Origin of the sequence: Mycolicibacterium chengduense (assembly GCF_033741155.1) — a bacterium.
GTDB lineage: Bacteria > Actinomycetota > Actinomycetes > Mycobacteriales > Mycobacteriaceae > Mycobacterium.
Map to the genome: position 1 here is coordinate 1 of NZ_JAWQNH010000002.1, position 19,137 is coordinate 19,137.

18 protein-coding genes, 1 tRNA gene and 1 pseudogene are annotated in these 19,137 nt (G+C 68.2%); 6 read left to right on the top strand and 14 right to left on the bottom strand.

Going from position 1 to position 19,137, the window contains the following annotated elements; translation table 11 throughout:
- Positions 1 to 239: 239 nt before the first annotated feature.
- Positions 240 to 322 (bottom strand) — tRNA-Tyr (locus SBI67_RS05420).
- A 108-nt stretch (positions 323 to 430) separates the two neighbouring features.
- Between SBI67_RS05420 and SBI67_RS05425 the strand changes: the two genes are divergently transcribed.
- Entirely contained in the window at positions 431 to 922 is a 492-nt protein-coding gene (locus SBI67_RS05425; RefSeq protein ID WP_318979588.1) for a YajQ family cyclic di-GMP-binding protein, read from the top strand.
- Between the two features lie 65 nt (positions 923 to 987).
- Here SBI67_RS05425 and SBI67_RS05430 read toward each other — a convergent pair whose 3' ends face one another.
- The 4 genes from SBI67_RS05430 to SBI67_RS05445 all read right to left on the bottom strand — a co-directional run bounded on the left by SBI67_RS05430 (position 988) and on the right by SBI67_RS05445 (position 4,661).
- Complete coding sequence (locus tag SBI67_RS05430) at positions 988 to 1,443, bottom strand: hypothetical protein (RefSeq protein WP_318979589.1); 456 nt, start codon at positions 1,441 to 1,443, stop codon at positions 988 to 990.
- A 339-nt stretch (positions 1,444 to 1,782) separates the two neighbouring features.
- Positions 1,783 to 2,178, bottom strand: coding sequence for a hypothetical protein (locus SBI67_RS05435; protein WP_318979590.1), 396 nt, complete (start codon positions 2,176 to 2,178; stop codon positions 1,783 to 1,785).
- Positions 2,179 to 2,314: 136 nt separating this feature from the next.
- The gene (locus tag SBI67_RS05440) at positions 2,315 to 2,782 is read right to left on the bottom strand and encodes a lipoprotein LppJ family protein (RefSeq protein ID WP_318979591.1); all 468 of its coding nucleotides are present in this window, start codon (positions 2,780 to 2,782) and stop codon (positions 2,315 to 2,317) included.
- 46 nt (positions 2,783 to 2,828) lie between these two features.
- Positions 2,829 to 4,661: an alpha/beta hydrolase gene (locus SBI67_RS05445; protein ID WP_318979592.1), complete on the bottom strand. Its 1,833-nt coding sequence runs from the start codon at positions 4,659 to 4,661 to the stop codon at positions 2,829 to 2,831.
- Between the two features lie 104 nt (positions 4,662 to 4,765).
- On the opposite strand from SBI67_RS05445, the gene SBI67_RS05450 reads away from it, so the two are divergent.
- Positions 4,766 to 5,791: an NAD(P)H-dependent glycerol-3-phosphate dehydrogenase gene (locus SBI67_RS05450; RefSeq protein WP_318979593.1), complete on the top strand. Its 1,026-nt coding sequence runs from the start codon at positions 4,766 to 4,768 to the stop codon at positions 5,789 to 5,791.
- Between the two features lie 19 nt (positions 5,792 to 5,810).
- Here the strand turns inward: SBI67_RS05450 and SBI67_RS05455 are convergent, their stop codons facing one another.
- The 3 genes from SBI67_RS05455 to SBI67_RS05465 form a co-directional block, all read right to left on the bottom strand.
- Positions 5,811 to 6,371, bottom strand: a complete 561-nt coding sequence (locus SBI67_RS05455; RefSeq protein ID WP_318979594.1) for a hypothetical protein — start codon at positions 6,369 to 6,371, stop codon at positions 5,811 to 5,813.
- Between the two features lie 73 nt (positions 6,372 to 6,444).
- Positions 6,445 to 7,914, bottom strand: coding sequence for a sensor histidine kinase (locus SBI67_RS05460; RefSeq protein ID WP_318979595.1), 1,470 nt, complete (start codon positions 7,912 to 7,914; stop codon positions 6,445 to 6,447).
- Positions 7,911 to 8,693, bottom strand: a complete 783-nt coding sequence (locus SBI67_RS05465; protein WP_318979596.1) for a response regulator transcription factor — start codon at positions 8,691 to 8,693, stop codon at positions 7,911 to 7,913. Before SBI67_RS05465 ends, SBI67_RS05460 begins: the two co-directional genes overlap by 4 nt.
- A gap of 345 nt (positions 8,694 to 9,038) precedes the next feature.
- Here SBI67_RS05465 and SBI67_RS05470 point away from each other — a divergent pair, with 345 nt between their 5' ends.
- Both SBI67_RS05470 and SBI67_RS29200 read left to right on the top strand, forming a co-directional pair.
- On the top strand, positions 9,039 to 11,180 hold the full coding sequence (locus tag SBI67_RS05470) for a SulP family inorganic anion transporter (protein WP_318979597.1): 2,142 nt from the start codon (positions 9,039 to 9,041) through the stop codon (positions 11,178 to 11,180).
- A 78-nt stretch (positions 11,181 to 11,258) separates the two neighbouring features.
- Positions 11,259 to 11,851, top strand: a pseudogene (locus SBI67_RS29200) (endonuclease domain-containing protein); the annotation flags it as partial.
- Here the strand turns inward: SBI67_RS29200 and htpX are convergent.
- Both htpX and grcC1 read right to left on the bottom strand, forming a co-directional pair.
- The gene (gene htpX / locus SBI67_RS05475; RefSeq protein WP_024450738.1) at positions 11,840 to 12,712 is read right to left on the bottom strand and encodes a zinc metalloprotease HtpX; all 873 of its coding nucleotides are present in this window, start codon (positions 12,710 to 12,712) and stop codon (positions 11,840 to 11,842) included. The pseudogene SBI67_RS29200 and the gene htpX overlap by 12 nt on opposite strands.
- Before the next feature lie 72 nt (positions 12,713 to 12,784).
- Positions 12,785 to 13,792 (bottom strand): nonaprenyl/(2E,6E)-farnesyl/geranylgeranyl diphosphat synthase, encoded by a 1,008-nt coding sequence (grcC1, locus tag SBI67_RS05480; protein ID WP_318979598.1) that lies wholly within the window; start codon positions 13,790 to 13,792, stop codon positions 12,785 to 12,787.
- Between the two features lie 24 nt (positions 13,793 to 13,816).
- On the opposite strand from grcC1, the gene menJ reads away from it, so the two are divergent.
- Positions 13,817 to 15,034 (top strand): menaquinone reductase MenJ, encoded by a 1,218-nt coding sequence (menJ, locus tag SBI67_RS05485; protein ID WP_318979599.1) that lies wholly within the window; start codon positions 13,817 to 13,819, stop codon positions 15,032 to 15,034.
- A 63-nt stretch (positions 15,035 to 15,097) separates the two neighbouring features.
- Here menJ and ppnP read toward each other — a convergent pair whose 3' ends face one another.
- Genes ppnP through SBI67_RS05500 form a run of 3 tightly spaced genes read right to left on the bottom strand, consistent with a single transcriptional unit; the run spans position 15,098 to position 17,060 of the window.
- A complete protein-coding gene (gene ppnP / locus SBI67_RS05490; protein WP_318979600.1) occupies positions 15,098 to 15,379 on the bottom strand; it encodes a pyrimidine/purine nucleoside phosphorylase in 282 nt (93 codons plus the stop codon).
- Between the two features lie 37 nt (positions 15,380 to 15,416).
- Positions 15,417 to 16,355 carry a CobW family GTP-binding protein gene (locus SBI67_RS05495; RefSeq protein WP_318979601.1) on the bottom strand — a complete coding sequence of 313 codons (939 nt, stop codon included), beginning with the start codon at positions 16,353 to 16,355 and terminating at the stop codon, positions 15,417 to 15,419.
- A 9-nt stretch (positions 16,356 to 16,364) separates the two neighbouring features.
- Positions 16,365 to 17,060, bottom strand: a complete 696-nt coding sequence (locus SBI67_RS05500; RefSeq protein WP_318979602.1) for a demethylmenaquinone methyltransferase — start codon at positions 17,058 to 17,060, stop codon at positions 16,365 to 16,367.
- A gap of 97 nt (positions 17,061 to 17,157) precedes the next feature.
- Here SBI67_RS05500 and SBI67_RS05505 point away from each other — a divergent pair, with 97 nt between their 5' ends.
- Entirely contained in the window at positions 17,158 to 17,982 is an 825-nt protein-coding gene (locus SBI67_RS05505) for an SDR family oxidoreductase (protein WP_318979603.1), read from the top strand.
- Positions 17,983 to 17,989: 7 nt separating this feature from the next.
- On the opposite strand, the gene SBI67_RS05510 is transcribed toward SBI67_RS05505, so the two are convergent.
- On the bottom strand, positions 17,990 to 19,117 hold the full coding sequence (locus SBI67_RS05510) for a glycosyltransferase family 4 protein (RefSeq protein WP_318979604.1): 1,128 nt from the start codon (positions 19,115 to 19,117) through the stop codon (positions 17,990 to 17,992).
- Between the last annotated feature and the right edge of the window lie 20 nt (positions 19,118 to 19,137).

Below are 19,137 nucleotides of genomic sequence, written 5' to 3' on the forward strand. Positions count from 1 at the left end.
TCGAAGAATCACGCGATGACCTTCAATCACTCGGCTACGACACGCCGGTACCGCTGATCAGGTCCGACTCGTACACCACTCTGCTGGACGCAACCTGGCAGCTAACGAAGATTCCAGGAACAGTCGGGGTGATGGTTTACGTCGCACTCGCGCACAGTTCCACGAGCCTTGTGACAATCCGTGAGAGATGTTCGACCGCAAGAACGTCAGGCCCCCTCGAAAGGGGGCCTGACCAGGTGTGGCAGGTACAGGATTCGAACCTGTGTAGGCGTTAGCCGACGGATTTACAGTCCGCTCCCATTGGCCGCTCGGGCAACCTGCCGGGTGTCGCACCCCCGGACTCCGGTTTGGTGCGAGGAGAAGACTACAACGAGGATGTACCGAAGACGAAAACGGCCCACGCCGAGACAACACGGACAGGGAGGATCCAATGGCGGATTCCAGCTTTGACATCGTCAGCAAGTTCGATCGCCAGGAGGTCGACAACGCGCTCAACCAGGCAGCCAAGGAGCTGGCGACCCGATTCGACTTCCGCGGGACCGACACCACGATCGCGTGGAAGGGCGAAGAAGCCGTCGAGATCGTCAGCTCCACCGAGGAGCGGGTGAAGGCCGCCATCGACGTGTTCATCGAGAAACTGGTGCGCCGGGACATCTCGATGAAAGCGTTCGAGGCCGGCGAGCCGCAGCCGTCGGGCAAGACCTACAAGGTGACCGGCACGCTCAAGCAGGGCATCGACAGTGAGCACGCCAAGAAGATCACCAAGATCATCCGCGACGAAGGCCCCAAGGGCGTAAAGGCCCAGATCCAGGGCGACGAGATCCGCGTCAGCTCCAAGAAGCGCGACGACCTGCAGGCCGTCATCGCGCTGCTCAAGGGCGCCGACCTGGACGTGGCGCTACAGTTCGTCAACTACCGCTGAGCCGACGACACGAGCCCGGAGACGGTGACCGTCTCCGGGCTCGTGTCGTCAGTCTGGACGCGCTACTACGACTCGGGGTCCGTTCCCCCGTTGAGGATGGCGCGGACGAACTGGCCCGGGGCGTTGGCGAGCGAGTTCGCGATGGTCTGCGGGGCGGTGACGACCTGCTGCACGCCGGCCGCGGCCTGCAGCGGAAGGGTCCCGACGCCGACAAGGAGCTGACCGGGCACCGCCGGCAAGCCACACGGCGGCGTCTCCCCATTCGACTCAGGGCAGCCCTTGCTGGCGAGCAGCTGCCCGGGTGCCACGGCCAGACCGTCGGCAAGCTGCTGCGGGGCCACCGCGAGACCGGCGGCGGTCTGAGCCGGCGCCTGCGCCACGTTGGTCACGATGGTGCACGGGATCGAGGTGAACGACGGGGCACAACTCGCCTGCGCGGGCGCCGCGGCCGCGAATGCCAAGCCGCCGAGGCTCGCAGCGCCAACGACGGCACCGGCCACGGCCGGGAGGATGCTTTTCACTGCTACTCCTTATTCGGGATGACGGGCCTCACATGAGCAAGATGATTGCGATCAGCGTAGCCCAACTCGGTCGATTCCGTTGCCTAGTTTGTGTCGCTACGTCCCGCACCGGAGAGCTCACAGAAACACGCTGAGCTGTCGCTATGGCTCCTGATTTGACGGAGCTGCAAGTTTGCGGGGTGGACATGCGTCAAGAGGTTGCGAATGCAACTAAAAGTGCGTGGCGCATCCTTGCGTACGCAATAACAATGTCCGTAAACACCACGCGAGTTCGGATAGCTCAGCGAACGCGAAAGGCCCCGGAGGCATCGCCTCCGGGGCCTTCGCAGGAATTCGCTCTTACTTCGACTCGGGGTCCGTCCCGCCGTTCATGATGGCCCGCACGAACTGCCCCGGCGCGGCCGCCAGGCCACCGGCGAGCTGTCGCGGCGCGGCGGCGAGACCGCCGGCCAGCTGCCCCGGCGCGGCCGCCAGGCTATCGGCCAGCGTCTGCGGCGCAGCCACCAGGCTCTGGCCGAGCTGAGTCGGTGCCGCGGCCAACGCTGCGCCGGCAACGATGGGCGCCACCGCGAGGTTGCCGGCGACCTGGCCGGGCGCCTGCGCCACGTTGGTGACGATCGTGCACGGGATCGACGTGAACGACGGCGCGCATGCCGCCGAGGCGGGCGCGGCGAACGCGAAACCGCCGGCGGAGGCGGCGCCGATCAGCCCGGCGACGATGAGGGTGCTCTTCACTACTTTTTCTCCCCGAGATAGACGTGTTGTTGCGTATGCAAGAGAATTTAGGCTGAGCGTAACGCCTCGGGAAGGTTTTGGTACGCCGGTCGGACGACATCACATGCCCGCCGGTCGACCGACTCGGTGGGCGAAGTCAGCCGTCGCGCAGGAGTTCCTCGGTGATCGGGTGACCGATGGTGGCCCCGTCGTCGCGGTGGTCGGTGGTGTCGCGGCATTCCCCGAAGATGGTGTAGGCCACCCGGCCGTCCACGTGAGCGCGGCCCATCACCACCATCACACCGTCCTTGTTGATGACGGTGCCGTAGGGCTTCTTGCCCGGCGGCGGACCATCGGTCCACCCGGCGGCCACCATCGCATCGGCGACGCGGCGCGCGTATGCGTCCGGGGTCGCCCCGGTGGGCAGCACCGAGCTCATCTCCACCTTGCCGCGGTAGGGCGGCTCCCCTTGGTCATTACACGATTCGAACGAGAAGCCACCCGAGACTCCTTGCAAATCGCCCACTTTGCGCAGCTGCCTGCCGACATCGACCACCTGCCGGGTGGCCTGATCGGCGGTCAGCGGATCGACCGGCCGCTCCGGGTCTGGATGTCCGGCATTCACCCCACATCCTCCTAACATCACGATGGCGGCGATGGCCGCCGCTGCCCTATTTGTATTCATGCTCTGTGGTCACCGAACTTCCTGCACGATCTGCCTCGGGGTCGATGAATGCCGGCGTACCGGGGATGTCGGAGTCGATGTGCGGCAGGGGAACATCGATGCCGAACGGCAGCTCGACATGACTCGGGGTGGTGATGTGCGGCTGGCGCCGGGCGTCGGCCAGCAGGCCGTCGTCGGCCAGCCGGTCGGAGTTCCCGCTGGCGATATCGGTCATGGCGCGCAACGACTCACTGCCCATGTCGTAGTAGTGCGAATGATCGTGCACACTCCAGCCGCCGTGGCCGGCCACCTCGGCACGGAACCGCACCGACCCGAATTCGTCACCGGCCGGGTCGGTGCCCAGGCCGGCCTGCAACCCCACCGGATAGCCGAGCTGCTGGTTGAGCACATTGGCCGGGATCGGCCCCGGCGTGCCGATCCAACTGACCGGGTCCGTGGAGGCCGCACCGACGTAGACCTTGCCGCCGTCGAGGTGAAAGTCGGCCGCGCTCTTGGCCAAATCCGTTCCGGGAGAGCCGATCAGGACGGCGTCATTGGCGCGCATCCCACTGCCGGCGAACGCGTCGGCCACCGTGGTGGAACCATAGGAATGCCCGATCACCGTCACGTGCGACGCACCCTCATGAGTGGCCGACAAGCCGTTGACATCGGCGGCCAGCAGCGCGCCGCCATAGCGGGCCAGGTCCGGATTGGCCACCCGGGGATCGGTGAAACCGTCCGGCGCGTCGTATCCCATCCACATGATGACGGCCGTCGGGTCGTCGGGATCGGCCAGTTGGGACTGGTCGTAGAGCTTGATGGCATCGTCGTGGCCGTCGGCCAACCAGCCATCACGCACACTGCTGCCGGTGCCCGGCACGATCACCGCGGTGTTGCGGGCCTTGTCCGGATTGCCGATCGCGATTGCGGCCCGGCCCTGACCGTTGTCGGCCAGCGGCTGATAGCCCCACAGCAGCACCGGCCGCGGGTTCTCCGGGTCGGAGCCGCGTTGGTGCGCCAACCCCTCGCTGGTGCGCCTGGCGTTGTAGAAGCGGGTGGCGTCCTCGGCGGTCAGCCCGTACTTGGCGGGATCCTTGAGGACATCGTCCTCGGATACTCCGTTGCGGCCCGCGATATCTCGCACGCGGCTCAGGTCGTCGTTCATCACCGCCTGGTTCACCTTGTCACGGATGTCGGCCGGGATACCGTTGAGGTTGCCCAGTTCGGCGGGATGGTCGGCGAGGTACTTCTGCCGCTGTTCGGCCGTCAGCCCGTCCCACCACTTCTTCACGTCGTCGGGTTTGGTGCCCGCCGCCGGGATCTGCGGCGGGGGTGGCGCCCCGGCCGGTTGTTGCGGTGCCACACCGTCGGCGGCCGCCCGCACCGCCTCCGCGGTGGCGCGGTCGATGTCGTCGTAGAGGTCCAGGAGCTTCTTGACGATCGCGGTCCACGCCTGAGCCAGCACCGCGAACACCCGCGTGACGTTCAGCGGTGGTGTGCACGTTCCGTCGTCGGCCACCCGCCACCCCTGGGCGCGCAACCCGGACACGATGGACAACAAGCCGGTCCGCGCCGAGGACAACTGGGCGCCACCGCGCTGCAACGCCGCCCGGCAGGCGAGCAGACGCCCACGCAACAGCTCCATATCGGCGATGTGCCGTTCGGCGCGGGCCACCGCGGCATCGGCGGCCGTCCCCGCCCACGATCCGCGCAGTTCGGCAATGACCCGCCGCTGGCCGGCGATCGCGGATTCCAGTTCGCCGATCTTGCCGCCGAGTTGAGCTGCGGCAGTCAGCAAGGTCTCCGGCCGTGACGCCGCCACCTCTGAAACTGAAGCCACCGAACCCCTCCACCGACTGAATCGATCGTCGCACAGCCCGCGGGGGTTTCCGCGCAACAATCGAATCGGCCCCCAACCCGGGGCGCCCCACCTAACCTGGCCGCATGGCAGCTGCGCAACGCGAACCGAACGTCGTCGTCCTGGGTGGTGGCTCGTGGGGCACCACCGTCGCGTCGATCTGCGCGCGGCGCGGCCCGACCCTGCAGTGGGTGCGCTCGGAGGACACCGCCAAGGACATCAACGAGAACCACCGCAACGCCCGGTATCTCGGCGACGAGGTGGCGCTCCCCGACGGTCTGCGGGCCACCACCGACTTCTCCGAGGCGGCCAACTGTGCCGATGTCATCGTCATGGGCGTGCCATCGCACGGGTTCCGGGGCGTCCTGGTGGAGCTGGCTCACGAGCTGCGGCCCTGGGTTCCGGTGGTGTCGCTGGTCAAGGGCCTGGAACAGGGCACCAACATGCGGATGAGCCAGATCGTCGACGAGGTGCTACCCGGGCACCCGGCCGGCATCCTGGCCGGCCCGAACATCGCCAGGGAGGTCGCCGAAGGTTATGCCGCGGCGGCGGTGCTGGCCATGCCGGACCAGCATCTGGCAGCCAATCTCGGAAACTTGTTCCGCACCAGGAGGTTTCGCACCTACACAACCGACGACGTGGTGGGCGTCGAGATAGCCGGTGCGCTCAAGAACGTGTACGCGATCGCGGTCGGCATGGGGTACTCGCTGGGAATCGGGGAGAACACCCGGGCCATGGTGATGGCCCGCGCCGTCGCCGAGATGTCCAAACTCGGGGTCGCCATGGGCGGGCATCGTGACACCTTCGCCGGGCTGGCCGGGATGGGCGACCTGATCGTCACGTGCACGTCGCAGCGCAGCCGCAACCGCCATGTCGGCGAACAACTCGGCCAGGGCAAGACGGTCGACGAGATCATCGCCGCGATGAACCAGGTGGCCGAGGGCGTCAAGGCCGCCTCGGTGATCATGGAGTTCGCCGAGGAGTACGGGATCCCCATGCCCATTGCCCGGGAGGTGGACGGCGTGATCAACCACGGCGCCACGGTGGAAGACGCCTACCGAGGGCTGATGGTGGAAAAACCCGGCCACGAGGTGCACGGCTCCGGCTTCTGAAAACCCCCGGAGCGCGCGGTCAGTTGAAGAACGGGTTGCGCGCGGTGCCCTCTGGGCGATCCACCAGCGGATTCGTCTGGTTGACGATGAAGCTGCCGGACGGGCTGAGCACGAAGCCGGACTGGTCGAACGAGTTCTGGCAGGTGGTCATCACGCCGTCGGTGCCGCACGTGATGTTCTTGTAGCTGATCTTGTTGTTGGGCAGCAGGGGGTTGATCTTCCCGACGAGCGACCCGTAGATCGAGGCGTTGGTCATCGCGAAGGCGGGTGGTCCGACCTGCCCGCCGGTCACGGCGTTGGCCGGCTCCGGCGGGGCCGGGATCTGCCCGCCGCAACCGTAATCACCGGTGGTGCGCATCATGATGCAGGTGAGTCCGCCCGGGACGACGAAGGCATACATCGACCCGTCGTTCAGCATGAACTGCGAGGGCTTGGCCAGTGCGTAACCGCTGATGTCGGGGGGCGGCGGAGGCGCGGGCGCCGGGGCGGGATCGGCGGCGGCGATGCCAGCCATGCCGGGCATCCCGACCGCGGCGGCGGCCACGGCGCCCACCAGCGCGGTCAGCATCTTGCTCAGCATGGCCACACCCTAACCCGGTCACCCCGCCCAGGCCAGACCGGCGGGAAGCAGCGCCAGCGGTCACCGGCCGTTCTCATACCAGCACAGGGGCTGCCACCAACGGCAGAACGACGGTGAAACACGTTTTCTCCGAAGATGATTCGACGCTCACCGAGCCCTTGTGTGCTTCCACGATGGACGCCACGATGGCCAGTCCGAGGCCGGTGCTGCCCAACTCGCGGGATCGGGATTTATCGGCGCGGACAAACCTTCCGAACAAGTTCGGCAACAGGTCGGCGTCGATTCCCGGACCGTCGTCGGCGACCGTCAGGCGGGCCTGGTCCCCATCGGTGTCCAGCCCGATCGTCACCGTCACGCCGGGCGGGGTGTGCATCCGCGCATTGGTCAGCAGGTTGCCGAGCACTTGGTGCAGCCGGGCCCGGTCGCCGCGGACCCACACCGGCGCGTCGGGCAGCTGGGTCACCCAGTGGTGCGACGGCGCCGACACCGCGATGTCGTTCACCGCGTCGACCACCAGATCGCCCAGGTCGACGTCGTCGGATTCCAGGTCCTGTCCTTCGCCGAGCCGGGTCAGCAGCAGCAGGTCCCCCACCAGACCCGTCATCCGGCGGGCCTCTGCCTCGATGCGCGCCAGCGCGTACTCGGTGGTTGGTGGCAGCTCGGCGCTGTCCTGCCGGGTCAGCTCGGCGTAACCCTGGATCGCCGCCAGCGGGGTACGCAGTTCGTGACTGGCGTCCATCAGGAATTGCCGGGTGCGCCGGTCGGAGGCGGCCAGTTCGGCAAGGGCACTGTCCACGTTGGCCAGCAGCCGGTTCAACGCCTCGCCCACCACACCGACCTCACTGTCGGGATCGGTGTAGCGCGCCTGTACCCGCGCGGTGATGCGGTGATCGTCGGCGTCCAGACGCAGCGTGGCCACCTTGGCCGCCGTCGATGCGACCCGGCGCAACGGCCGCAACGCGTACCGGACCACCATGACCGTGCCCAATGCCGTCACCACCAGCGCGACGACGATGATCACCGCCAACGTCATCGTCTTGCGTGCGATCACCTGGTTGGCGCTGTCCAGCGATACCCCGCACACCAGGTAGTCGCCGTCGCTGGACTGCTCGGCAGCCATCCGGTAGGCACCCAGCTCGGGCAGCTTGACCGTCCGCGGGCCGGACCGAGACCAATCGACGTCGTCCAGCGCGGCCGCTACCGCGGGCGGCGCGGACCGCGGCTCCCCGTCGGAGAACACCGCCGACTCCACCACCTCACCGTCGTGCACCAGGGCGATGAGGTTGCCCGGGGCCTGCCCGACGAAGGCGGAGAGGGCATCCGAATCCATCGCGTGCCCGTCCTCGTCCTTCTTGAGCTGGAACTTGTGGAAGGCGTGGCTGAACGCAGCCAGTGAGCGCGACAACTCGGTATCGCCCATCGTGCCCACATACGTGCGCAGGCTGTACACCGACAGCACGCCGACCGTCAGGAGTACGACGGTGACGATGGCCGTCACCCCGAGCACCAACTGCCGGCGCAGCGACCGGGGCCACCAGATCACGCCGGATCGCTGGACGGTCGCAGCATGTAGCCCACACCGCGCACGGTGTGGATCATCGGCGCACGATCGGTGTCGATCTTCTTCCGCAGATACGAGATGTAGAGGTCGACGATGCTGGACTTCCCGCCGAAGCCGTAGTTCCACACCCGGTCCAGAATCTCGGCGCGGCTGATCGCCCGGCCCGGATTACGCATCAGGTACCGCAGCAGTTCGAACTCCGTACCGGTCAGCGCGACCGGGGCGCCGTCCCTGGTGACGTCGCGGCTGGCACCGTCGAGCTTGAGGTCACCGACCGTCAACACCTCGTCGGCAGGCGGGGTGGTGTGGCTGGACCGGCGTAGCAGTCCGCGCAACCGGGCCACCAGCTCTTCCAGGCTGAACGGCTTGGTCATGTAGTCGTCGGCACCGGCGGTCAGGCCGGACACCCGGTCGAGCACCGAGTCCCTCGCGGTGAGGAACAGGGTCGGGGTGTACCCCTGCGCCTCCCGGACCCGCTGCAGGATCTGCATACCGTCGATATCGGGCAGCATGATGTCGAGCACCACCACATCGGGTTCGGTCTCGTCGAATTTGGCCACCCCGTCTTTGCCGTTGTGCGCCACGTCGACAACCCAGCCCTCGTAGTGCAGGGCCATCTTGACCAGATTGGTCAGCGCCGGCTCGTCGTCCACCAGCAGCACCCGGATGGGGGACCCGTCGGCGCGATGAATCTTGGGCAACTGGCCCAGGATCGCCTGGCGCGGCTGATGGGTACGAGGAGGGAGCGACATCGTGGCCATACACCCATTCTGCGGAGCTTGCAGGGTACTGTCACGGACTTCATAGCGAGTTCTTAGATCTTACAAACGGTATGACTCACATCACTTTGACCCCGATCAAGTGACACGCATCGAAACAATCTGCGGTACAAAACCTTTCACAGCACAATGAGAGACAGCACACAGCAGAAGATTTGGGTTCGATATGCAAGTCCGAATCTTCCTTGACCGTCCGTCAGCACGATAAATACTCTCGCCCTTAGCAATTGCTAAGCAGATCATCGTAAAGCTCTGCGATGCAAGCTAATTCGTCCTAACGGCGACAAAGACGTCGTTTGTGCCCACATCCCGCGACGGAGTTTTCACATGCGACAAACAATTCTGCGGTACGACCTACCTGCCTCGTTGGTGGTGTTCCTGGTCGCCCTGCCGCTATCCCTGGGTATCGCGGTCGCCTCCGGGGCGCCGGTGTTGGCCGGCCTGATCGCCGCCGCCGTCGGCGGCATCGTCGCCGGCGCGCTGGGCGGTTCGCCCCTACAGGTGAGTGGCCCCGCCGCCGGCCTCACGGTGATCGTCGCCGGCCTGGTGGCCGAATTCGGCTGGAAGGTCACCTGCGCCATCACCGTATGCGCCGGCGTGCTGCAGGTGCTGTTCGGTCTCAGCCGCGTCGCCCGCGCGGCGCTGGCCATCTCCCCTGTCGTCGTGCACGCGATGCTGGCCGGTATCGGTGTCACCATCGCGCTGCAGCAGGTGCATGTCCTGCTCGGCGGAAGCTCGCACAGCTCGGCCTGGGCCAACGTGTCCGAACTGCCCGGCCAGCTCTTCGCCGCGCACGGCCCCGGGGTGCTTCTCGGCGCGCTGGTCATCGCGATCCTGGTGGGCTGGCGCTGGGTGCCAGCAGGCATCCGCAAGGTGCCGGGCCCGCTGGTTGCCATCGTGGGCGTCACGGCACTGTCGGTGCTGCTGCCCTTCGATGTGGCCCGGATCCAGCTGGACGGTTCCCTGCTGGACGCCTTGGCGCTGCCCAGCCTGCCCGACGGCAACTGGGGCGCCTTCGCCACCGGCGTGCTGACGGTCGCCCTGATCGCCAGTGTGGAGAGCCTGCTGTCGGCCGTGTCGGTGGACCGCATGCACACCGGCCCGCGTACCAACTTCGACCGGGAACTGATCGGGCAGGGCGCGGCCAACATCGCCTCGGGCGCCGTCGGCGGCCTCCCGGTCACCGGCGTCATCGTGCGCAGTTCCACCAACGTCGCCGTCGGCGCCAAGACCCGGGCCTCGGCCATCCTGCACGGCGTGTGGATCCTGGTGTTCGCCATCCCGTTCGCCGGCTTGGCGCAGATGATTCCTTCGGCCGCGCTGGCGGGACTGCTCATCGTCATCGGCATGCAACTGGTCAAGCTCGCACATATCGAAACAGCCCGTCGCACAGGTGATCTCGCGGTCTATCTGGTCACAATCCTGTGCGTGGTGTTCCTGAACCTGCTCGAAGGTGTGCTGATCGGGCTGGCGCTGGCCGTCGCGCTGACGGTGTGGCGAGTGGTCCGCGCCAAGATCTCCGCCGAAGAGGTGTCGGACAATCACTGGCGCGTCGACATCGAAGGGTCGTGCACCTTCTTGTCGCTGCCCCGGTTGACCAGCGTGCTGGGCTCGGTCCCGCAGGGTACGAGCGCCACGGTCGAACTGTCCGTCGACTTCATCGACCACGCCGCACACGAGGCCATCGAGCAATGGCGCCGCCAGCACGAGGCGACCGGCGGCACCGTGCACATCCACGATGTCGGTGCCGTCGAGATGGACAGTGCGGTCGACGGACCCCCCGAGCGCGCCTTCACCCCGTTCGACAAGCGCTCGGGCGTCGTGCCGTGGAGCTCCTGGCAGGAGAAGCCGGCGCCGTCGGTGCTGGACGGCCTGGCCACCTATCACCGTAGGACCGCGCCGGTGCTGCGCCCGCACCTCAAGGAGCTGGCGGACGAGCAGCAACCGGAGACGCTGTTCCTCACCTGCGCGGACTCGCGGGTGGTGCCCAACGTCATCACCAGCAGCGGCCCCGGCGACCTGTTCACCGTCCGCAACGTCGGCAACATGATCCCGGCCGGCCAGCGGGATGCCTCGGTGGAGGCGGCCATCGCCTTCGCGGTGGACCAGCTCGGCGTGTCCTCGATCGTGGTGTGCGGGCATTCCAACTGCGGTGCCATGAAGGCCCTGCTGCACGGCGCCCCGGACGACGCGCATCTGAAATCCTGGCTGGCACACGGCGATCCGACGATCGAAGCCTTCGGCGACGGCAGCCATCCGGTCGCCCGGTCGGCGGCAGCGGCCGGCTTCAGCCGGGTGGACCAGCTCTCGATGGTGAACATCGCGGTGCAGGTGCAGACCCTGGCGCAGCATCCCCTGGTCGCCGACCGACCCGGCGTCGAGGTGATCGGATTGTTCTACGACATCGCCAGCGCCGGCGTGCTGCGGGTCACCCCGACCTATGTCGAAACCCTGGTGGGCGCGGCCTGACCTGGTGACTTCGGCGCGCTTACCCGCGGTGACCGCGGGTGAGCGCGCCGAAATCGCTGTCGGGGGAACCGTGGCCGCTCCCGCGGCGTCTATTTCGTCGACGACCGCCCCTTCACCGACGCGGCCCGAATCCGTTCTGCCGTATGGGGATACGGCAACCAGGCCGCCGCGTCCGGTCTCACGGCGGTCTGGTGGCAAGGCCTGACCCGCTTCACTTCCGAGGTCACCGAGGTCACCGTGCCGAGGAACAGTCACGGCAGACGACGGGCCGGGTGCCGGGTGCGTCGGCGGGATCTCCCCCAGCCGACCTGGTGTGCTGGCGCGGGCTCTGTGTGACGGCCCAGACGGATGCTGTACGCCGCCCAAGACGGCGCACGGTCGGAAGCCGAGCGGCTGGTGGTCAAGGCGCTGCGGGCGGCCCGTATCACCGGCTGGCTGACCAATCATCCGGCCGGTCCGTACCTGATCGACATCGCGTTTCCGACCACGGCGTGGCCATCGAGATCGACGGCTGGGCCTTCCACAGCGACCCGGAGAAGTTCCGGAGGGATCGGCGCCGGCAGAACTACTTGATCTTGAACCGCTGGCAGGTGCTGCGGTTCACCTGGCTGGACATCACCGCCTACCCCGAACGTGTCATCGGGACCATTCGTTCGGCGTCAGAGGCGGCGGCCCGCCATGCCCTCCAGCCGGCGGATCCGGTCCTCGATCGGCGGGTGGGTGGAGAACAGCTTGCCGATCTTCTCCCCGGCCCGGAACGGGTTGGCGATCATCAGGTGCGCCTGGTCGGCCAGCTGCGGCTCGGGCGGCAGCGGCGCGGCCTGCACGCCGTAGGCGATCTTGCGCAGCGCGCTGGCCAGCGCCAGCGGGTCACCGGTCAGCTCGGCACCGGACTGGTCGGCCTGGTACTCCCGCGACCGGGACACCGCCAGCTTCACCACGGTCGCGGCGATCGGGCCGAGCAGCGAGACGAGCAGCAGGGCAAACGGATTGGCGCCGCCTTCGCGGTTCCCGCCGAACATGCCCGCGAACATCGCGATATTGGCCAGTGCGGTGATCACCGAGGCCAGGGCTCCTGCCACACACGAGATCAGGATGTCGCGGTTGTACACGTGCGACAGCTCGTGGCCCAGCACGGCGCGCAGTTCGCGCTCGTCGAGGATGCGCAGGATTCCGGTGGTGCAGCAGACCGCGGCATTGCGTGGGTTACGCCCGGTGGCAAACGCGTTCGGCGCATCGGTGTCGCTGATGTACAGCCGGGGCATCGGCTGGCGGGCGGTGGTCGCGAGTTCCCGCACGATCCGGTACATCGCCGGTGCCTGCATCTCGGTGACGGGCTGCGCGTGCATGGCCCGTAACGCCATCTTGTCGCTGTTGAAGTAGACATAGGCGTTCATGCCGACGGCGAACAACACCGACAGCCACAGGATGGACGGGTTACGGAACAGCGACCCGATGAAGACGATCAGCGCGGACATACCGACCAGCAGCGCGAACGTCTTCATCCGGTTGGCATGGGGATGCCAGGTCATCGGTTTCCCTTCCTACGAACGTCGTCGCAACGTGTAACGTCGCGCGCCCCTCGCAGGTTCCTGTGCACCCGCTCAGCCGTGTCGCGTGACGGTGTAGTCCACCAGCGTCGCCAAGGCGGCCCGTCCCGGCCCGTCCGGCAGCAGGTCCAGCTCGGCGCGCGCCTGCCTGGCGTAATCGCCGACCGCCTCCTTGGCCCGCGTCATCCCCGCCGACCGGCGCAGCAGCGCCAGCGCCTCGGCCACCTCGGCATCGTCGTCGACCGGACCGTCCAGCAGTGTCCGGAGCCGGTCACCGTCGGCACCGGGTTCGCGCAGCGCGTAGAGCACCGGCAGGGTGTGCACGCCTTCGCGCAGGTCGGTGCCGGGCAGCTTGCCCGATTCGTCGGGATCGCTGTCGATGTCGATGATGTCGTCGGAGATCTGGAAGGCCGTGCCGACGATTCCCCCGAGCCGCGCCAGCCGCTCGATCTGCTCCTCGTCCGCACCGGAGAAGGTGGCACCGAACCGACCGGACGCGGCGATCAGGCACGCAGTCTTCTCGTAGACCACCTTCAGGTAGTGCTCGACCTCGTCGGCGCCGGTCACCGCGCCGCGGGTCTCCCGCATCTGCCCGGTGACCAGCTGGGCGAAGGTGTCGGCGATCACCCGCACCGCGTCCGGGCCCAGCCGCGACACCAGCCGCGACGCCGTCGCGAACAGGTAGTCACCGGCCAGGATGGCGATGTTGTTGCCCCACCGGGCGTTGGCGCTGTCCGCGCCGCGGCGCACCTGCGCCTCGTCCATGACGTCGTCGTGATAGAGGGTGGCCAGATGCACCAGCTCGATCACCGCACCCGCGATGGCCACATCCGGATGGTCGGGCTGGGGCCCCAACGACGCCGAGAGCACGGTGAACAGCGGCCGGAAGCGCTTACCGCCGGCCTGGAACAGGTGCTGGACGGCCTCGGCCATCAGCTCATCGGCCTTGCCCAGCTCGGTGGACATCAGATCCTCGACGCGGGCTACCCCCTCGCGCACCCGTGCGGCAAACTCCGGATCCCCGAAGTCCACCCCCGCCACCACGCTCGCCGGTGTCCTCATTCGTCCAACATACTGTGAGGCGTTATGAGGCGAGCAGATGTGGTTGTCGTCGGGGCCGGGCCGGCCGGTTCGTCGGCGGCCGCATGGGCCGCCCGCGCCGGGCGGGACGTGCTGGTGATCGACTCGGCGCAGTTCCCGCGTGACAAGGCCTGCGGCGACGGGCTGACGCCGCGCGCGGTCGCCGAGCTGGAACGACTCGGTCTGGGTGACTGGCTGGACGGCCGGATCCGGCATCACGGTCTGCGGATGTCCGGCTTCGGCGCCGACGTCGAGATCCGCTGGCCCGGACCGTCCTTCCCGCCCACGAGCAGCGCCGTGCCGCGCACCGAACTGGACGACCGGATCCGGATGGCCGCCACCGACGAGGGCGCCGAGATGCTGCTGGGCACCAAGGTGGTTGACGCCCAGCATGACTCGGGGGGACGCGTGAGCGCGCTGGTGCTCGCCGACGGCACCGAGATCGCGGTCGGCACCGTGATCGTCGCCGACGGTGCCCGCTCGACGCTGGGCCGGGCGCTGGGGCGCAGCTGGCACCAGGACACCGTCTACGCAGTGGCCATCCGCGGCTATGCCGGCAGCCCGCGCGCCGACGAGCCGTGGCTCACATCACATCTGGAGCTGCGTTCGCCCGAAGGCGATGTGCTGCCCGGCTACGGCTGGATCTTCCCGCTGGGCAACGGCGAGGTGAACATCGGAGTGGGCGCCCTGGCCACCGCGAGGCGGCCCGCCGATGTCCGGCTGCCGCGGCTGATGTCCTACTACGCCGGATTACGGCGGGAGGAATGGGGCTTCTCCGGTGAGCCGCGCGCCGGACTGTCCGCGCTGCTACCGATGGGCGGTGCGGTATCCGGTGTGGCCGGCCCCAATTGGATGCTGATCGGCGATGCGGCCGCCTGCGTCAATCCGCTCAACGGGGAAGGCATCGACTACGGGCTGGAGACGGGGCGACTGGCCGCCGAACTGTTGAATGGCGGGGATCTGTCCGCCGCGTGGCCCGCCGTGCTCACCGAGCACTACGCGCGCGGGTTCTCGGTGGCCCGCCGACTGGCCCTGCTGCTGACCTACCCGCGGTTCCTGCCGACGACCGGGCCGTTGGCGATGCGGTCGGACTTCTTGATGACCGTCGCGGTCCGGGTGATGGGCAATCTGGTCACCGACGAGGACGAGGACTGGATCGCCCGGGCGTGGCGGACGGCCGGGCGGGCCTCACGGCGGCTGGATCAGCGCAAGCCCTTCAGCTGAGCGCCCCCAAAATGCCACGTTCTGCGGCGTGTCACTGCGCAAACACGGCCGCTCGCGTGATGGTCAGCGGTACTCGCACAGGTAGGCGGTCTCGACGTCGGCACGCACCCCGAACGAGCTGTCGGCCGGCACGGTGAACTGTGTTCCGGCGGCGTAGGTTTCCCACTCGTCGCGGCCGGGCAGTTTCACGGTCAGGGCACCGGAGACGACGTGCATGATCTCCACCGACGAGGTGCCGAACTCGTATTCGCCGACCGCCATCACGCCGACGGTCGCGGGCCCGTCGGCCGTCGCGAAGGCGATCGACGCGACGTCACCGTCGAAATACTCGTTGACCTTGAACAACCCGGCTCCTCAGTTTTCCGATGAGCGGTCAGGATACCTACACCACGAACTTGAGCACGCCCAGGATCCCCTGCTCGTCGGCGGGCACCCGGCTGCACTCGTCCAACGCCGAACGCAGCGCATCGGTGTCGATCTCGGTGCCGATGAACACCAGTTCGGTACCGGCCCGCCGGGTCCGCTCGAACCGCACCGAGCCGCCGACCACGTGCAGCAGATAGCGGTGCGCCGGGCCGAAGTCCACGAAACCCTTTGCGCGATAGAGCCCTTGGGGTCGATCCCGCAGCAGGTTCATGAACAACCGCGGGTTCAATGCGGTGTCGCAGCGGAAGTCGATGCTCTGATACTCCGGATGCTCGTGATCGTGATGCTCGTCGTGCAGCAGCTCGTCGAAGGACATCTGCGCGCGCGGCGGCCGGGGCGCCGGGTCGATCAACAGCCCGGGGTCGACCTTGGCGAAATCGGTGGCGACGACGGGTGCGACCGGATTGTGCGCGCGTACCGTCGCCCGCACCGCCTCGAGATCCTCGGCGGCCGACACCTTGTTCAGCACGATCAGGTCGGCGACGCGCGCGCCGTGCTCCAGGCCGGTGGGCGCGCCGGCGTCGACCACCAGCACCAGACCGGCGTAGTGAAACCTGTTGTCGTCCACCGCCATGATGGTGCGGGCCAGCGCGGGTGGTTCGGCGACACCGCTGGCCTCCACCACGATGAGGTCGAGCCGGGGTTTGACCGCGGCCAGTTTGCCGAGCATCTCGGCCAGCTCGCCGTCGTCGGTGACACAGCAGATGCAGCCGTTGGACAGTGCGGCCATCGCGTCGACCTGGCCGGCGATCAGCATGGCGTCGATGTTGACGGCGCCGAAGTCGTTGACCAGGGCGCCGATCCGCACACCAGAACCGTTGCGCAGCAGATGGTTCAGCAGGGTCGTCTTACCGGCACCGAGATGGCCGGCGACAGCCAGTACGGGAACGCTCACCGGACCGCCTCAGTCGACGGGCGGTTTCACCGCCGCATGCAGCGCGACGATGCCGCCGGTGAGATTACGCCAGCGCACCGCGCCCCAGCCGGCGTCGGCGATCCGGCCGGCCAGCGCGGCCTGGTCGGGCCACGCCCGGATCGACTCGGCCAGGTACACATAGGCATCCGGGTTGCTGGACACCGCCGAGGCCATCGCCGGCAGCGCCTTCATCAGGTACTCCTTGTACACCGTCGCGAAGGCCCGGTTGGCCGGGGTGGAGAACTCGCACACCACCAGCCGTCCGCCCGGGCGGGTCACCCGGGCCATCTCCCGCAGGCCCGCCACATGGTCGACGACGTTGCGCAATCCGAAGCTGATGGTCACCGCGTCGAACACCCCGTCGGCAAACGGCAGCCGGGTGGCGTCCGCGCCTACCTTGGGCACCGCGCGGCCCCCGCCCGCGGCGAGCATCCCCACCGAGAAGTCGGCCGCCACGCACCATGCGCCGGAAGCCGCCAACTCCACCGTCGACACCGCGGTGCCGGCCGCCAGGTCCAGCACCGTGTCGCCCGGCCCGATGCCGAGTGCGGCCCGCGTCTGCCGTCGCCAGAACCGGTCCTGCCCCAGCGACATGACCGTATTGGTCAGGTCGTAGCGGCGAGCCACGGCGTCGAACATCGACGCCACCTCGTGTGGGTCTTTTTCCAGCGTCGCGCGGTTCACCGCACCAAAACTACCTGTGAGTCTCGGGCTCCCGGGAATGGCCTGCACGGTGGCGGCCTTGACAACGATCGGGTGCACCCACGACGAGAGGGACGACATGACAGAGAAGGTGTGGTTCATCACCGGGGCCTCGCGGGGCTTCGGCCGGGAATGGGCGATCGCCGCCCTGGAGCGCGGTGACAAGGTGGCCGCGACAGCCCGCGACACCGCCACGCTGGATGACCTGGCGGACAAGTACGGTGACGCGTTGCTGGCGCTGCGCCTGGACGTGACCGACCGGGAGGCCGATTTCGCGGCGGTCAAACAGGCCCACGACCGGTTCGGGCGGCTCGACGTCGTGGTGAACAACGCCGGGTACGGGCAGTTCGGCTTCATCGAGGAGCTCTCCGAGGCGCAGGCCCGCGACCAGATCGAGACGAATGTGTTCGGCGCGCTGTGGGTGACCCAGGCCGCGCTGCCGTACCTGCGGGCGCAACGCAGCGGGCACATCATCCAGGTGTCCTCGATCGGCGGCATCACGGCGTTCCCGCTGGTGGGCATCTATCACGCCTCCAAATGGGCGTTGGAGGGCTTCTCGCAATCGCTGGCGCAGGAGGTGGCACCGTGGGGCATCCACGTGACGCTCGTCGAACCGGGCGGGTTCTCCACCGACTGGGCCGGCTCGTCGGCCAAACACACGACACCGCTACCCGATTACGACGAGGCACGCGAGGCCGCCCAGCGGGCGCGCGCCGCGCGCACCTCGAAGTCCGGTGACCCGAAGGCGTCGGCCGCGGCGGTGCTCAAGATCGTCGACGCGGAAAAGCCGCCGCTGCGGGTGTTCTTCGGCGAGCTGCCGCTGACCCTGGCCAAGGCCGACTACGAAAGTCGGCTCAGGACATGGGAAGAGTGGCAGCCGGTGGCCATCGAGGCCCAGGGGTAGGTCGAGCTCAGGCGGCCGCGCGCCGGCGCAGGCCGATGACGGCCTCGTAGTGGCCCAGCAGTTCGTCGCAGACCGCGGGCCAGGTGCGGGTGAGCACGCTGCGCCGGGCGGCCGCCGAGTAGCGGGCTCGTTCGGCGATCAGGTGGTCGACGGCGCCGGGCAGCCGCTTCTCGAACTCCTCGACGCCCAGCAGCAGGCCGGTGTGCATCGGGGTGACCAGGTCCCGGGGCCCGCCGGCGTTGGGTGCGATCACCGGGAGACCGGAGGCCATCGCCTCTTGGACTGCCTGGCAGAAGGTTTCGTGTTCCCCGGGGTGCACGAACACGTCCATGCTGGCGTAGGCGGTGGCCAGTTCCGCGCCGTAGAGCGCGCCGGTGAACACCGCGCGGGGCATCAGGGTCGCCAACTTGGACCGGTCCACACCGTCGCCGACGATCACCAGTTGCAGATCGTCGCGGGCGGCCAAGCCGGCCAACCGTTCGACATGCTTCTCCGGGGCCAGCCGGCCGACGAACCCGACGATCGGCAAGCCGGCGGGTGAGAGCCTGCGGCGCAGCGCCTCATCACGGGCCGACGGTACGAAACCGGTGATGTCGACCCCGCGTCCCCACTTGTGCAGCCGCGGGATGCGATGGGCGGCAAGGTCTTCCATTGCGGCGGTGGACGGCGCCAGGGTGCGGTCGGCCTTGCTGTGCAGCCGCCGGGTCCATGCCCAGGACGCCCGGGACAACATGCCGACCCCGTAGCTCTGCGCGAACCCGGCGACATCGGTCTGGAACACCGCCACCGTCGGCACCCCCAGGTACCGCGCGGCGTGCACCCCGCCCCAGCCCAGCAGTGCGGGCGAGGCCAGGTGCACCACGTCGGGATCGAATCCGCGGAGCACGTTGACGATTCGCGGACGGGGCACGCCCAGCGGTAGCGAGGTGACCTTGGGGAACATCATCGACGGGACCCGATGGATCCGGACGCCGTCGTGCACCCGGTCGGCCGGCGGCTGGCCGCGGGGGGTGTCCGGGGCGATGACGATGACCTCGTGACCGGTGCGGCGGAGATGCTCGATCACCCGAAGCACCGAGTTGGTGACGCCGTTGACGTTCGGGAGGAAGGATTCGGCAACGATTGCAACGCGCACGAGCCCACTGTCGCAGTGGC